The 13,925-nt window shown below is 73.7% G+C and carries 11 protein-coding genes; 4 read left to right on the forward strand and 7 right to left on the reverse strand.

The window, feature by feature from the left end; translation table 11 throughout:
• Nucleotides 1–178: 178 nt before the first annotated feature.
• Nucleotides 179–442 (forward strand): Sec-independent protein translocase subunit TatA, encoded by a 264-nt coding sequence (gene tatA / locus ACFXHB_RS09185; RefSeq protein WP_380573231.1) that lies wholly within the window; start codon nt 179–181, stop codon nt 440–442.
• Nucleotides 443–776: 334 nt separating this feature from the next.
• Here tatA and ACFXHB_RS09190 read toward each other — a convergent pair whose 3' ends face one another.
• Complete coding sequence (locus ACFXHB_RS09190) at nt 777–1,064, reverse strand: AAA family ATPase (protein ID WP_380573232.1); 288 nt, start codon at nt 1,062–1,064, stop codon at nt 777–779.
• 492 nt (nt 1,065–1,556) lie between these two features.
• Between ACFXHB_RS09190 and ACFXHB_RS09195 the strand changes: the two genes are divergently transcribed.
• Nucleotides 1,557–1,832 (forward strand): hypothetical protein, encoded by a 276-nt coding sequence (locus ACFXHB_RS09195; protein WP_380573234.1) that lies wholly within the window; start codon nt 1,557–1,559, stop codon nt 1,830–1,832.
• A gap of 429 nt (nt 1,833–2,261) precedes the next feature.
• Here the strand turns inward: ACFXHB_RS09195 and ACFXHB_RS09200 are convergent, their stop codons facing one another.
• The 4 genes from ACFXHB_RS09200 to ACFXHB_RS09215 form a co-directional block, all read right to left on the reverse strand.
• Nucleotides 2,262–2,486 (reverse strand): hypothetical protein, encoded by a 225-nt coding sequence (locus tag ACFXHB_RS09200; RefSeq protein ID WP_380573235.1) that lies wholly within the window; start codon nt 2,484–2,486, stop codon nt 2,262–2,264.
• A gap of 23 nt (nt 2,487–2,509) precedes the next feature.
• Nucleotides 2,510–3,043 (reverse strand): hypothetical protein, encoded by a 534-nt coding sequence (locus tag ACFXHB_RS09205; protein WP_380573236.1) that lies wholly within the window; start codon nt 3,041–3,043, stop codon nt 2,510–2,512.
• A gap of 64 nt (nt 3,044–3,107) precedes the next feature.
• The gene (locus ACFXHB_RS09210) at nt 3,108–3,470 is read right to left on the reverse strand and encodes a hypothetical protein (protein ID WP_380573237.1); all 363 of its coding nucleotides are present in this window, start codon (nt 3,468–3,470) and stop codon (nt 3,108–3,110) included.
• Between the two features lie 367 nt (nt 3,471–3,837).
• Nucleotides 3,838–6,729, reverse strand: coding sequence for an AAA family ATPase (locus ACFXHB_RS09215; protein ID WP_380573239.1), 2,892 nt, complete (start codon nt 6,727–6,729; stop codon nt 3,838–3,840).
• A 386-nt stretch (nt 6,730–7,115) separates the two neighbouring features.
• Between ACFXHB_RS09215 and ACFXHB_RS09220 the strand changes: the two genes are divergently transcribed.
• On the forward strand, nt 7,116–7,367 hold the full coding sequence (locus tag ACFXHB_RS09220; RefSeq protein WP_380573240.1) for a hypothetical protein: 252 nt from the start codon (nt 7,116–7,118) through the stop codon (nt 7,365–7,367).
• 13 nt (nt 7,368–7,380) lie between these two features.
• Here ACFXHB_RS09220 and ACFXHB_RS09225 read toward each other — a convergent pair whose 3' ends face one another.
• Nucleotides 7,381–10,230, reverse strand: a complete 2,850-nt coding sequence (locus tag ACFXHB_RS09225; protein WP_380573241.1) for an ATP-binding protein — start codon at nt 10,228–10,230, stop codon at nt 7,381–7,383.
• Between the two features lie 637 nt (nt 10,231–10,867).
• Nucleotides 10,868–12,487 carry a glycoside hydrolase family 30 beta sandwich domain-containing protein gene (locus ACFXHB_RS09230; RefSeq protein WP_380573242.1) on the reverse strand — a complete coding sequence of 540 codons (1,620 nt, stop codon included), beginning with the start codon at nt 12,485–12,487 and terminating at the stop codon, nt 10,868–10,870.
• A 1,085-nt stretch (nt 12,488–13,572) separates the two neighbouring features.
• On the opposite strand from ACFXHB_RS09230, the gene ACFXHB_RS09235 reads away from it, so the two are divergent.
• Nucleotides 13,573–13,740, forward strand: a complete 168-nt coding sequence (locus ACFXHB_RS09235; RefSeq protein WP_380573243.1) for a hypothetical protein — start codon at nt 13,573–13,575, stop codon at nt 13,738–13,740.
• Nucleotides 13,741–13,925: the final 185 nt, after the last annotated feature.

A 13,925-nucleotide genomic window follows, 5' to 3' on the forward strand; every position in this document is an offset into this window, starting at 1 on the left:
TCACCCGCTCCCCCCCCCCGCCCCAGCCCGGGGGCGCGGGGCGGGGGGGGCGCGCGGGGGCCCGCCCCCGCCCCCCGGCCCCCCCCCCCCCCCCCGGCCCCCCCCCGACTCTCCCACCCTGCCCACACCCCGTTCCGCCCTGCCCCCACCCCCGCCCGTGAGCACCTGGTGGTCGACCATGCTCCGCAACGCCCTCGAACCCTGGCACCTGCTCCTCGTCGTCGCGGCGATCACGCTGCTGTTCGGCTCCAAGAAACTGCCCGACCTCGCCCGCGGCCTCGGTCGCTCGATGCGCATCCTCAAGGCCGAGACCCGCGCCCTGCACGAGGACGATCCTCCCGCCGACCCCGGGCCGGAGCCCCTGCCGGCCATCGAACCGGGCACGGCGACCGAGTCCGCACCGCGGCGACCGACCACCGCCTCCGCCGTCAGACCGGCGTGAGGCCCGCCTGACCCCGCCCGGGCCGTGCGGACCGCCCCGGTGAGCGGGCCGCCACCGGCCGACAACGCCACCGGGACGTGAGCGCCCGGGCGGGGGGCCGGGCGCTCACGCGCGACCCGGCGGCCCCGGCCGGGCGCTCACGTCCTACCACCTCAGTTGCCGCGCGGGACCCCGACGACGGCGACCGCGGCGCCGACGACTGCCTGCCCGACCGTCCCGCGAAGGCCTCGCCGGACGGGGCAGGAGGCCCGGCGCCGCCTCCCTGGGTGCCTCGGCCCGACACCCGGCCACCCTGCCGTCCGGAGCCGTGCCGCTCCGCCCGGGACTGGTCGTCTCAGGCCCGGTCGCCGGCGAGGCCGCCGCGGGTGGTGCCGAGTTCGGTCAGCGCGCGGGCGACGTGGTTCTCGACGGTGCGGGTCGACAGGAAGAGCGCCGCGGCGATCTCCCAGTGGGCGCGGGCCTCCTGCAGCCGGCGCGACTTCCCGATCCCGGCCTCTCCCTCGACCATCACCACCGCCGGGCGGGCCGTCACCGCGCCGAGCAGCGTACGCAGCTCGACCTCACGTCCGGCGAACGCCGGTCCGCGCACTCCCGCGAATCCCACACTCTCGCCGGGATCCACCAGCGGCTCCCCTCGCCAAGCGAGCACCCGGGGTTACCGGCCGAGCGGTGGCGCCCGGCCCGAACTCCGTCCTTTCCAGGGTCCTGAGCGAGTGCTGACCCCAGGGGTGTCAGCGTGCGGTTGAAGGGGCCGGGTGCCGCCGACGGTACCGCGCCCGTCCGCCGGCCGCCTCCCGCGCCGGAGTGTCGCCACCCGGCCCGAGCGGCCGAGCGCGAAGCCGCGTCCGGGCCGGACCCGCCGGGGCTCGATCGGCGGCGCGGCGGGGGCGGCCCGCGCGAGCGCTGCTCCAGGGACGGCGGCCACCAGCGCCCGCGGCTTCGTCGTCGAGCTCAACGGCATCCGGGACGGACCTGGAGGCGCGGTAGACCCCCTGAACCCCTGCCACACCCCTCCGTGTAGCCAAAAACACTGTCCCGCCCGCTCCCGGCGGCCGGGACTTTCCCTTTACATGACCCCACACGTGAATTCACCGACGCGATTCGGAGAACCAGCATGAGCGACCACCGCCCCCACACCGACCCGGACGGCCTGCGGTCCATGCCGATGCCCGTCTCCCGCGACATCCTCAGCGGCGACCTCATGATCCCCGCTTCCGCCGTCACCACCCTGCTGCGCGCCATCGCCGCCGGCTGGACCGCCTGCCCCTGCGACCGGAGCGACTGCCACCGGACCGCCGCACGCTACGCCGCCTCCCTCACCGCCTACGCCGACCAACTGGACATCGGTTGCATCGCGGCCGCCGGCCAGGCCGCCGACCCCGCCGGCTGACCCGCCCCACCCGACCTGCCCACCGAGGGCCCTTCTCCTCGCGGGCCACGGGGGAGACGGGCCCCCTTCCTACGCCCGGACCACGGAGACCTCGCCGCCGAGGCGCAGCTGACCGACGCCGCCACCCGCACCCCGCGCCGCCTCGACCACGCACGCCCGGCGGACCCGGCCCGGCCGCGCCGGGTTCGCCCGCGCGCTCGACCAGCCCGCCGCCGACCCCCCGCCGGCCGGGCCTGCGCGGTCGCCGGCACGCTGGCCCGCTCGGCCTCCCTCGCCACCGGGTCCCCGGTGGATCGCGTCGGCGGGTCCTGTTTGATCCAGGCCGTGGCCCATGAGCACGGCCGGCGCTACCACGGCAGCGTCAACGACATCGACGTACGCGTCGGGTGAATCCGGAACGGCGCGGCGCTGTGAACGGGTTCGGTGACGTCAGGATGACGACGTCACCGGCCCCGTGGACCGGTCGGGCTCCGCGGAACCGGGCGGCTGGTCCTTGCGCAGCAGCGTGGTGACCTGCCGGCCGGTCGTGGCCTCGGACATCCCGCCACAGGGCATGGCCAGTTCTTGCGCGAGGTCGCGGCCGTACACGTCGACGGCGGACTCGGCCAGTGCGGCGAGCGTGTCCAGCGCGGTCCGGCCTCGACGCCGGCCCATGAGGGCGAGGCCCGGTGCGGCGATCAGGGCGGGCCACCAGCGGCACCCAGCACCAGGTACGGCAGGGACCACGCGTCAAGCCCGGCGGCCTCGTCGTACGCACTGCGCGCGGTACGCAGTTCGGTTCGTGCTGCGTCCGGCAGGACGAGCCACGGGCGCGGCCAGGCGGATTCCAGGTCCAGTTCGTGGGCGGCGAGGACGCGCAGGTCCATCGCACGGACGCGGTCGGCGATCCAGGTCGGCCGGGCCGGGCCGGCCGAGACCGATCCGGTCGCGGGCCACGCGCCGGAGCGCGGCGGGGGCTCCGTTCGCGACCCGGTCCTGCACGAGCACCGCGGTGCTTCGGGAACCGGCCTGCCGCGCGCCCGCGCGGAGGGCCTGCTCGGCCAGGCCTCTCGGTGGGCGTCGTCGACCTTGTGCCACCTGCGCCGGCGACGGTTGGTCAGGGCCCTGGCCGCACGGCGGGTGCCGCGTGGCAGGTTGGCCTGCCAGCCGTTCCGTGTCAGTTGCCCGATGCCCTGGATCAGGGCGCCGAGCGCGGCCGAGGTGACGAGCACGTCGGCCGTGAGCAGCGGCAGGACAGCCGGGGAGTGGGTGGAAGGTCGCCCTCATGGCGCGTGATCACCGCCCCCACCCCCATTGGGCGATCAGACGAGACGCCGGGAGTTCGATCACGCGGCTTCCGGAACTGGTGAGTTGCGACCAGATCGAGCGTGCTTCGAGGTCGGAGAGGGAGAAGACGAACGGGCCCGGGACGAGCACCACGCGGAACGCGCCCGCGGTCAGCAGCTCGATCAGACGATGGAGGGCGGGAAGCGGTCCCCGGGAGCGGTGGCCGTTGTCGAGGAACACGGCCGGAGGCGCGAAGCCGAGCTCGTTCGCGAGGTGCCGCAGTGCGTGGAGGTGCGTTCCCATCCCGCTGGGGTCGAAGGGGTAGCAGCGCAGGTAGACGGCTGCGGAGGTATCGGTGCGAACCGGTTTCATGTGTCACGCCCCGGGAATCCGGATGATCCGGGATCGTGCCCCGGAGTCGGTCATGACGCCAGGAAACCGCTCGGCGACCTGCCGATCCAGCCCCACCGCCTATCGTTCTCGTCACGGTTCGGCCGAGAACGGGGCGATCGACGGGCACCCGGGCCAGGAACCGTCCCGCCGGAGGTGCCCCTGGTGAGCGCTGGGGCATCGGACGGGCGCCACCGACCCCCGAACCCGGTCGGACGCCGGCCCGTTCCCGGGCTTCGGCGGGCGGCCCCCGTCCTCGTTCTCGTGGACCTCGGCTCCGTCGGCCCGCGGGTCTCTCCCGGCCTGACGAACGGACTCCGCGACCCGCGAGTCGTGAACGGGCCCGTGGTCAGTCGGGTGGCTGGGTGAGGTCGGCCCGGGTGGTGCGGAGTTTGGCCAGGACGTGGGCGACGTGGTGTTCGACGGTGCGGGTGGAGAGGAACAGCGCGGTGGCGATGTCCTTGTTGGTGGCGCCGGTGGTGAGGAGGTCGCGGATCTGTTCCTCTCGGGGGGACAGGCGGTCGCCGTAGCCGGCCCGGCCGCGCGGGTTGAGGGTCTTGCGCCCGAGTTCGCGCAGCAGGCGGTGGCAGCGTGAGGCGTCGGTGGTGGCGCCGAGGCGGGTGAAGACGTCCAACGCGCTCTGGATGTTCCGCGCGCCGTCCTCGGCCGAGCTCCTGGGGTCCGGCGTGCCGTGACCGGCCACCGCTGCTCTGACGCGGGCGAGTTGCAGCGTGCCGACCAGTTCGGTGGCGAGGGCGGTGCTGTGGATCCGGCCGGTGTCCTCGTACCGGGCCGCAGCCTGTACGGCGTGGGCAAGGGCGGCTTCGGGGTCGGTCGCGGTGGTGAGCAGGGCCAGGCAGAGCAGCACCTCTGCCTGGGCGCCCGGGCTGTCGCGGCCTTCGATGCCGCGGGCCGCTTCGTCGGTGAGGTGTTCGGCCTCCTCGCGCAGGCCGCAGGCGAGGGCGGCCTGCACCGCGACGGGGACCAGACCGTTCGCCGCGACCCAGACCCCCTTGGCCCGCCTGGCCGCCAGGCTCGGCGCCAGCCGTTCCCACGCGGCCTTCGGGTCGCCCTCCAGCAGGTCGAGGTGTGCCAGCTGGGCGACCACCTCGTGCCCCATCTGCCAGGCGGTGCTCTGCGCGCCCTCCTCGTCCAGGGCCGCCAAGAGCGCCCGGGCCCCGGCCCAGTGCCCGTGTGCCGCGTCGAGCATGGCGCGCACCAGCACGACCCGCTGGCGCAGGGCACCGCCGTCGGGCGATTCCCGTAGCACCGCTTCGGTCCGCTGCTCCAGGCCGTCCCAGCGACCCGTTGCGAGGTCGAGGTACAGCTGCAGCACGGCACAGGAGTGCTCGACGAGCTGGTAGCTCTCCCGGCGGCCCACCCGGTCGGTCTCGTCGCGCAGCACCTGCGCGCGGGCGCCGTGCCCGTGCAGAAGGTCGAGCCAAGCCACGTAGTGCAGAGCGCGGACGCACTGGAGGCGGATGTCGCGGTCGGGGCTTTCATGTGGCAGTCCTCGCAGCAGGTCATGGGCCCGCGGGTCGCCGAGGACCTTCAGCAGGATGGTCTTGGCCGCCTGGACGGTCACGAGCGCCAACGCGTCGCCGGCCCCTGTCACGATCCGCTCGGCCCGCTCGACCAGCGCCCGGTCCTCTGCCGCCGGCACGTCCGGCCGGTACCCCTGCCCCAACGTGGCCATCGTGATCGCGACCGGGACGGGCCGGCCCTCCAGCTCGTCGAGCGCCCGGCTGAGCTCCGCCGTGCTCCGGTCTGCTCTGATGCCCGCCAGATTGCGCCCCAGGGCGAGCCGGATCTCGCCGCGCACGGGCCCGGGCAGGGCCTGGTCGGCCACGATGCGGCTGAGGACCGAGGCGCTGGCCACCGGGTCGGAACGCGAGAGGGCGATCCTGCCGAGGCTCCGTGCACTGTGGACCCGGTCCGGGGAGGGGAGGGTGGGTTCGGCGAACAGTTGCTGGTAGAGATCGGCGGCGACACCGTCGTCACCGACGGTCACCGCGTGGTCGGCGGCGGCCAAGGCCTTGGACATCCACAGGGACGTGTCGCCGAGTCGACGCGCGTGGTGGGCGATCTGGACGAGTGGTGGCGGGTCCTGGGCCTGGAGCACTTCCAGGACCCGCCGGTGGATGCGGTTGCGTACCGGCCCGGAGATCCCGTCGTAGACGGCTTCCTGTGCGAGGGCGTGCCCGAACCCGTAGGAGTCCCGGCCCACCTGCCGCAGCACGGCGACCCCGAGCGCGTCCAGCAGGGCTTCCTCGCCCCGTTCGTCGTCCAGGCCCGCGGCCTTGGCCAGCAGCGACTGTCCGGCCGGGACGGCGAGGACCGCCGCGGTGTCCACCAGCACGGACGCGTCGGGGCCCAGCCGGGTCCGGCGTTCGGCCAGTACCTCGCTCAGGCTGCGCGGCACTCGCAGCACCGTCAGGTCCGTGCGGTGCGGGGCGGCGGCGAGGGTGACCAGGTCTTCCTCGATCACCAGCGGCAGGCCCCCGCTGCGTTCCATCAGGGTCCGTACCAGGGCCGGCGCCGGTTGGTCGCCGAGTACCTCGCGCGCCATCGCTCGCAGCTCCGTCTCGCCGAGTGGGCCGAGCCTGATCTCGGCGCCGCCGGTGCCCGGTGGACGTCGGAACGGGGCGCCGAGTACGGGTCCGCCGCCGGGCAGGTCCTCGGCCCGGTAGGTGAGGACCAGCGCGGTGTCGGTCGGCATGTCGCGTGCGAGCAGGAGGAGGAGTTCCCGGGTCGCCTCGTCCGCCCAGTGGACGTCCTCGACCACCAGTGCCACCGGTGCGATCGCCTCCAGCAGGGTCCGGACCCCTGACACCACGCGGGACCGTTGCCCGCCCGCCCCGGGGGAGTCCGGTGGTGCCGGCGGTGGCAGCGCGGCGGCGAGGTCGGGCAGCAGCGGTGCCAGCGCTCCCGTCGACGCGTTCAGCCGCTCCACGGGCGGCAGCCACGCTCCGACCCGGCGCAGGGCGTCGATCACCGGTCCGTAGGCCAGTGGTTCACGCAGTGGGTGGCAGCCGCCCACCAGCACCCGCAGCCCTTCGGCGGCGAGCACGGCGGACGCCTCCGCGACCAGCCGCGACTTGCCGATTCCCGCCTCGCCCTCCACCAGGACGACCGCCGGACGCGCCCCGGACACCGCGCCCAGCAGTATCCGCAGCTCGCGTTCGCGACCCGCGAACGCACACCCCCCGGAGAAGACCGCGCCACCACCCAGGCCGTCCATACCCAGCTCCTGTCACCACGGCGGCCCCCCACAGACGGGAAGGAGCGCCGCACCGTGATCGATTCCACCGTAACCCGGCCTGCGGCAGAGCGCCGAGGAGCGTACTCCCGGCCGTGACCCGGCCTCCCAGGGGCTTCCACCGTCTGCGGTGCGGCCGGCCTCCCACCGGCCGGGGCAGCGGAACACCCGCTTCCCCGGGCCCGGTCGCGTGTGCCCGTTGCTGTGTCGCGGCGTCCGACTGGTGCGAGAGCCCCGGGGCCGGCGCGGGTCCGGTCAGCTCCGGAAGACCTGCCACGTCGTCCATGAGGCGTCCTCGCGGGTCACCCAGTCATTGAACGCGAGCGCCGGCAGGCCGGCCGGCGAGGGACTCCGACCACACCTGCGCCGTGATCGCCCCCGACGCCTCGGAGGCGTCCGTTCCCGCCCGCCTGGCCGGCGCACCGCTGGCCGTGGTCACCGCCGCGGCCGGCGGAGCCGACCCCCAGACCCAGCCCGAGTACGTCGGCCAGTACCGGCGCGGCGCCATGCCGCGCCGGTACAACGAGAACTCCGACGGGCACGGCATGTGGTCCACCGACGTCACCTGCGAGCAGGGCACCTTCGTACCCGCCTACGACAAGGTCTACGAGGGCTCCTAGGTTCGCGGTCAGGTCACGACCGTGTGCGGGTGAGGTCGGCCCGGGTGGTGCGGAGTTTGGCGAGGATGCGGGCGACGTGGTGTTCGACGGTGCGGGTGGAGAGGAAGAGCGCGGTGGCGATGTCCTTGTTGGTGGCGCCGGTGCCGAGGAGGTCGCGGATCTGTTCCTCACGGGGGGAGAGCCGGTCGCCGTAGCCGGTCCGGCCGCGGGGGTTGGCCGATTTCTGGCCGAGTGCGCGCAGGAGGTGGTGGCAGCGCGCGGCGTCGGAGGTCGCGCCGAGGTCTTCGAATGCGGCGATCGGCGCGGCGAGGCGGGTGGCGACCTCGTCGAGATCGGTGCGGGTGCGGGCGGCGCGTTCGGTGGCGAGGGCCGCCGGGTAGGGGCGGCCGATGTCGGTCCATCGTGCGGCGGCGAGGTCGAAGGCGGCCGCCGCGGCGTCGGGGTCGGGGGCTTGCAGCAGTAGACCCCGGCACAGGTGGCGCTCGGCGTCGGCGCCGGGTGCGTCGCGGCCTTCGGTGGCGGTCACGTGGTGTGCGGCCAGGTTCCGGGCGTCGTCGGCGCGGTTCAGGGCGAGGAGGGTCTCGACGGCGGTGGGGACGAGGTCCCAGGCGTGGGCCCAGGCCTCCTTGCGGTCGAGGAAGGCGAGGAAGTCGAGCGGGTCGGTCAGGGTGTGCCAGGCGGCCTGCGGGTCTTCGCGGGCCAGGTGGAGGCGCGCGGATCCGGCCGCGGCGCCGAGCGAGTCCAGGTGCGGGCCCTCACGGGTGAGGGCCCGCTCGAAGGTGTCGGCGGCCTGCGCGGTGCGGCCACGGGCGGCGGCGAGGAGACCGCGGACGGTCGCCAGCAGCCCGCCCGAGTCCAGCGGACGATCCGGATAGCGCTCGTGGAAGGCTTCCAGGCCGAGCTCGGCCTCGTTCCACCGTCCCGCCTGCCAGTCGAGCACGACCCGGAAGGTGTGGAGATGCGGGTCCAGCGTCTGCATGGTGGTGCGCGCCGTCATGGCGGTCACGTCGGCGAGGGCCGCCATGGCCGCCCGGTCGTTGCCGACGGGGAGAGCGCCCCCGACAGCCGCGGTGAGGAAGATCGCCGTGCCCTGGAGCACCTGCACGTCCGCGCCCTCGCGGGGCAGGGCCGCGACCAGCTCGGCCGCGGCCGGATCGGCGGCCACGCATTGCTGGCCGAACCTGGCCAGGTGGAGCAGCATCTGGGCGTAGTGGTCCTCGGCGGCCTCCGGCAGGGCGAATCCGCGTTCGACCATGGCCCGCTGCTCGGCGAGCGAGAAGCGGCCCGTCCTGGACACACCCAGCAGGCCGAGCATCCTGGCCGTGGAGACCGGGTCGCTCTCCTCCACCTCGGACAGGGCGGTCAGCATCTCCTCCTCGCCCTCCGGATCACCCTCCTGGTACAGCAGCGCCATCGCGACGGCCGATCGCATCTGGCCGCGGACCGCGGTGGGCAGGCCGGGCAGCAGCATGATCCGGCGCAGCGCCGCGACGGAGGCGGTGCTGTCCGTACGGAAGTGCGCGGCCACGGCCATGGCCAAGGCCGCGCTGGTGAGCTGTTCGGGGGTGAGGTCGGGCTGGTCGAGGATCTCGCCCAGCAGGGCGGCGGCGGTGCCGTGGTCGCCGACCGCGGTGGCCTGGTCGGCGGCGGCCTGGGCCCGGGACAGCCAGGCCGCCCGGTCGCCCAGGGCACGGGTGTGGTGGGCGATCTGGACGAGTGGTGGCGGGTCCTGGGCCTGGAGCACTTCCAGGACCCGCCGGTGGGCCCGGCTGCGCACCGGCCCGGGGATCGCGCCGTAGACGGCTTCCTGTGCGAGGGCGTGCCCGAACCCGTAGGAGTCCCGGCCCACCTGCCGCAGCACGGCGACCCCGAGCGCGTCCAGCAGGGCTTCCTCGCCCCGTTCGTCGTCCAGGCCCGCGGCCTTGGCCAGCAGCGACTGTCCGGCCGGGACCGCGAGGACCGCCGCGGTGTCCACCAGCACGGACGCGTCGGGGCCCAGCCGGGTCCTGCGTTCGGCCAGTACCTCGCTCAGGCTGCGCGGCACCCGCAGCACCGTCAGGTCCGTGCGGTGCGGGGCGGCGGCGAGGGTGACCAGGTCTTCCTCGATCACCAGCGGCAGGCCCCCGCTGCGCTGCAGGAGGGTCCGCACCAGGGCCGGCTTCGGCCGGTCGCCGAGAATGTCCCGTGCCATGGCACGCAGCTGTGGCTCGCCGAGTCGGCCGAGCCTGATCTCGGCGCCGCCGGTGCCCGGTGGACGTCGGAACGGGGCGCCGAGTACGGGTCCGCCGCCTGGCAGGTCCTCGGCCCGGTAGGTGAGGACCAGCGCGGTGTCGGTCGGCATGTCGCGTGCGAGCAGGAGGAGGAGTTCCCGGGTCGCCTCGTCCGCCCAGTGGACGTCCTCGACCACCAGCGCCACCGGTGCGATCGCCTCCAGCAGGGTCCGGACCCCTGACACCACGCGGGACCGTTGCCCGCCCGCCCCGGGGGAGTCCGGTGGTGCCGGCGGTGGCAGTGCGGCGGCGAGGTCGGGCAGCAGCGGTGCCAGCGCTCCCGTCGACGCGTTCAGCCGCTCCACGGGCGGCAGCCACGCTCCGACCCGGCGCAGGGCGTCGATCACCGGTCCGTAGGCCAGTGGTTCACGCAGTGGGTGGCAGCCGCCCACCAGCACTCGCAGCCCTTCGGCGGCGAGCACGGCGGACGCCTCCGCGACCAGCCGCGACTTGCCGATTCCCGCCTCGCCCTCCACCAGGACGACCGCCGGACGAGCCCCGGACACCGCGCCGAGCAGTACCCGCAGCTCGCGTTCGCGACCCGCGAACGCACAACCTCCGGAGAAGACCGCGCCACCACCCAGGCCGTCCATACCCAGCTCCTGTCACCACGGCGGCCCCCCACAGACGGGAAGGAGCGCCGCACCGTGATCGATTCCACCGTAACCCGGCCTGCGGCAGAGCGCCGAGAAGCGTACTCCCGGCCGTGACCCGGCCTCCCAGGGGCTTCCGCCCGCCCGGGCCGCGTCGCCCGCTCATCGCGGCCGGGGCCGGGCTCCACCGGCTCCACTATCTCCACCGGCTCCTTGGGCGGGCGGGACACGCGGGGATTCCGCTCCCGCTCCACGAACTGGGCGAGCGTGGTCGGGTCCTGGGCCAAGGGCGGCCGGCTCGGCCGCCGGTGCCGGGTGACGGCGTTGGTGGCTGACTGCTCGTCGGCAGGCGCTGTCGTGACCGCCAGACCTTCACCGTCTCCTGAGCCCGCGGCACCGCCGAACGTCGGGGCGGGCAGGTACTGACACACCCCCAACCCACCCCGACACAACCCCACATGGGCCGTCTCGCGGTTCCGGGGTTCCCCCCCGTGATCGGTTTCCCGCTGCGGTTCGGCGGGCGCCAGGGGTTCCCCTGCCGCCGGTGGCCGCGAAGCGCAGGCCACCGCAGGCGGGGGTGTCTGGGTGCTGAGGGCGGCGTGCCGGGTTGTGGTGCCGCCCCCTGGTGGGTGTGGTGTCAGTCGTGGACCCAGAACTCGATGGACATGGGGGGCACGGTGAGCGTCAGGAAGGGACCGCTCTTGCCGTAGCTGCCGTTCGCGTTGGGGATGCCGGGGGTGGTGTCGGGGTCGGTGTCGTGTCGGTAGCGGTAGCCCCGGAAGGTGCCGGTGGTCTTGGTGTCGACCGTGAAGGTGTAGTCGGCGGTGCCGCGGTTGGTGACGACGAGGACGGGCTTGCCGGTGGGGGTCTTCCAGGCCATGATGCGCTGGTGCGGCCGGTACGTGACGCCCCCGGGGGTCACGGTGCCCGTGACCGGGGAGGTCGCGAGGCCGTTTGCCGGGTGGGGTTCCTCGACGTGGTAGCGCACGGAGTCCCAGGGCATGAACTTGACGAAGCCGGCGATGCCGTTCCAGTTGCGGCGGTTCCACGTCCAGTCGCCGGGCTGGAGGTTGGGGAAGCGGCTGTCCGCGGGGGCGCCCGGGGGCCGCCAGTAGCCGAGGCCGTAGCCTTCGGCCCTGGTGTCGGTGGTGGGCTTGAGGGCGTGCAGCCACCACCAGGTGGGGGAGTTCTGGAACGTCATCCAGTTCATGATCGACTGTGCGGTGTTGAGGGTGTTGCCGTCGTTCGTCGGGCTCTGGTGGATGAGGTACTCGAACTCGTTGTTGAAGACGGGCCTGCCGAGGGCGCCGGAGGTGTAGTCCCTGGTGATCTGCCCGTCGCTGTTGTCGCCGATGTGGTGCCAGGTCCAGGCGTCGATGTACCCGAGGGCGGTGGAGGATGCCGTGAGCTTGTTGCCCCAGGGCTGCCACCAGCCCTGGTAGCTGGTGGCGTGGATCTTCACGTTGGGGAAGGCTGTCTTGATCTTGGGGGCGACGATAGTGAACGTGTCCCGGTACTGGTCGGTGCTGTACGCGCAGCCGCCGTAGGTGGCCTCGCGGTTATGGGGCTCGTTCTGCAGGCCCCACCAGGAGATCTGCAGTCTGGGCGGCGAGGTCGGGGTGGCCTTCGACTGGGCGACCAGGTAGTTCAGGTCGGCGACCATCGCGTCGCCCATGGCGGCGAGGTCGGCCGGGGCGAAGGAGGCGAGGGTGGGGCCTCCGGCCCCCCCGAGCTGTCCGTTGCTCTTCCAGTAGGGGGCGGGGGACCAGTACTCGACGCCGAGGCCCTCGATGCCCGCGTCGGCGACCATCTGGGCGAGCTTCCTGGTCTGGTCCGGGTAGCGGTCCTCGAAGCGCTTGCCGTCGGCGGTGACGCCGCGGTGGTAGAGGCCCATGGCGAGGCGGCAGTAGCGGAAGCCGCGGTCGGAGCGGCTGCCCTTGAGCATCTTGTCGATGAAGCGGGTGTACGCGCCGGTGGCGGTCAGGTCGAGGGGCACGCCGCTGACCACGTTGTTGTCGGGGGCGCCTTCGTTGGAGCCGATGGAGTCGGACTGGATCTCGAAGCCGAGGCCGAGGATCGTCTGCCTCTTCGCCCCGTTGTCGTCGAAGGCGATGGTGTAGCTGCCGCCGGTGTCGTCGTCGGCGGCGTGCGCGCGGGTGGGGATGAGGATCTGCGGCAGGGAGGCGGCGGCGCCGGCGATGGCGGCGCCGCGCAGGATGGAGCGGCGGCTGACGCCGAGCGGCTCGGGGCTGGACACGTTCTTCCTCCGTGGGGGACGGGGGTGGGGGATTGGAGGTGGTCGGCGCTGCCCGCGGGGGTGTGGCCGCCCCGGGGTGGGGGCGCTCCGGCACGGGGGCAGGTGACCGGGGGGTGCGGGTGCGGCAGAGCTGGTCGGTCGGTCGGGTGGGGGGCCGGTTCCGGCGGGGGCGATGCCGGTGCGGAGGGTGAGCGCGGCCGCGCCGGTAGGTACGGGGACAGGGAACTGCGATCGGCCCCAGGGCGGTACGGGGGGACCTCGCCGTAGCGCCCGGCCGGAGCCATGCGCGAAACATATGCGATATACGAAATGAACGCCAGATGTGTCGCGCGACATCTTCCCGGCAGGAGCGAGCAGCCGTTGGCAGGGCCCGCCTTCTCCGCACGCCGGCCGGGTCCGGCCGACTGAAGCGGCGAGCCGGTTGGAGGCCGAGGACCGCACCTGGGCCGACCAGCACCTCTACTTCCCCGACATCGCGGCAGGCGACGCGTTCCCCATCGAACGCGTCGGCCTGTGGAACGCGACCGTCTTCTTTCTGCGCTCTACGACCACGCACGCGAGCTGTGGGACCTGGGGCTGGTCCTGGGCCACCTCGACGACAATGTCGTCCGGCCCGGCCCTGCCGCCCGCGTCAACACCACCGCAGCTCTGCGGGTGTTCCCGCGCGACGCCTCGCCGGGGGGATCGTCGGGGGCAAGGACACGATAGGCGAACACGGACTACACCTACACCATCACCCCGGTGGCGCCCGGCGCCGCTTGCGTCCCGATGACCGGGTAAATTCAGGACCTTCCGGTGGTGGGCAACGCCCGCCAAGGTCACCCTGGGCATGGGCTCCTGCGCGCACAATGTGCCGAACCACCTGTGGACACAGGTCATGGCCAAGGGCTGCGAAGGCTTCGTCATGCTGGGGGACACCCCGCACGCCGACAACGACACCCATCCGGCCGTCTCCGGCAAGTGCGAACCGGGGGGACTCTGGAGGCGGTGCGCTCGTATCACCGGGGAGTTCCTGGCCGTGCCCGAACTCGCGAACATGGCCACGTCGATGGCGGTCCACCTTCTTCCGGCGCGGCCCGATCGAGGTGTTCGTCATCGACCCGAGGTGGTTCTCCAACGACAACATCAGCCCCAGGGTTTGCACGGGACCGGTCCAAAAGGCTTGGCTGTTCGACGCGTTGAGCGCCAGCACCGCCACCTTCAAGGTCCTCGCCTCGGGCATGACCTGGTACCGCAAGGTCGGCGGAGTGTGAGGGACGGTCACCGAGAAGCCCGGCAGTAGCCTGGCCGGCCTTGCCGACGGGCGACACACCACCCCGTACCCCGCGCACCCGGCCGGGCGGCCACCCACCGGTCGACGTCCGGCGGTCCGTCTGCGGCTCGGTGTCCTTGGTGTCAGGCGGCACCGACCCCAAGATCGACGGCTTCACCTCCCGCC

The organism is Kitasatospora sp. NPDC059327 (genome assembly GCF_042752535.1).
Taxonomy (GTDB): Bacteria; Actinomycetota; Actinomycetes; order Streptomycetales; family Streptomycetaceae; genus Kitasatospora.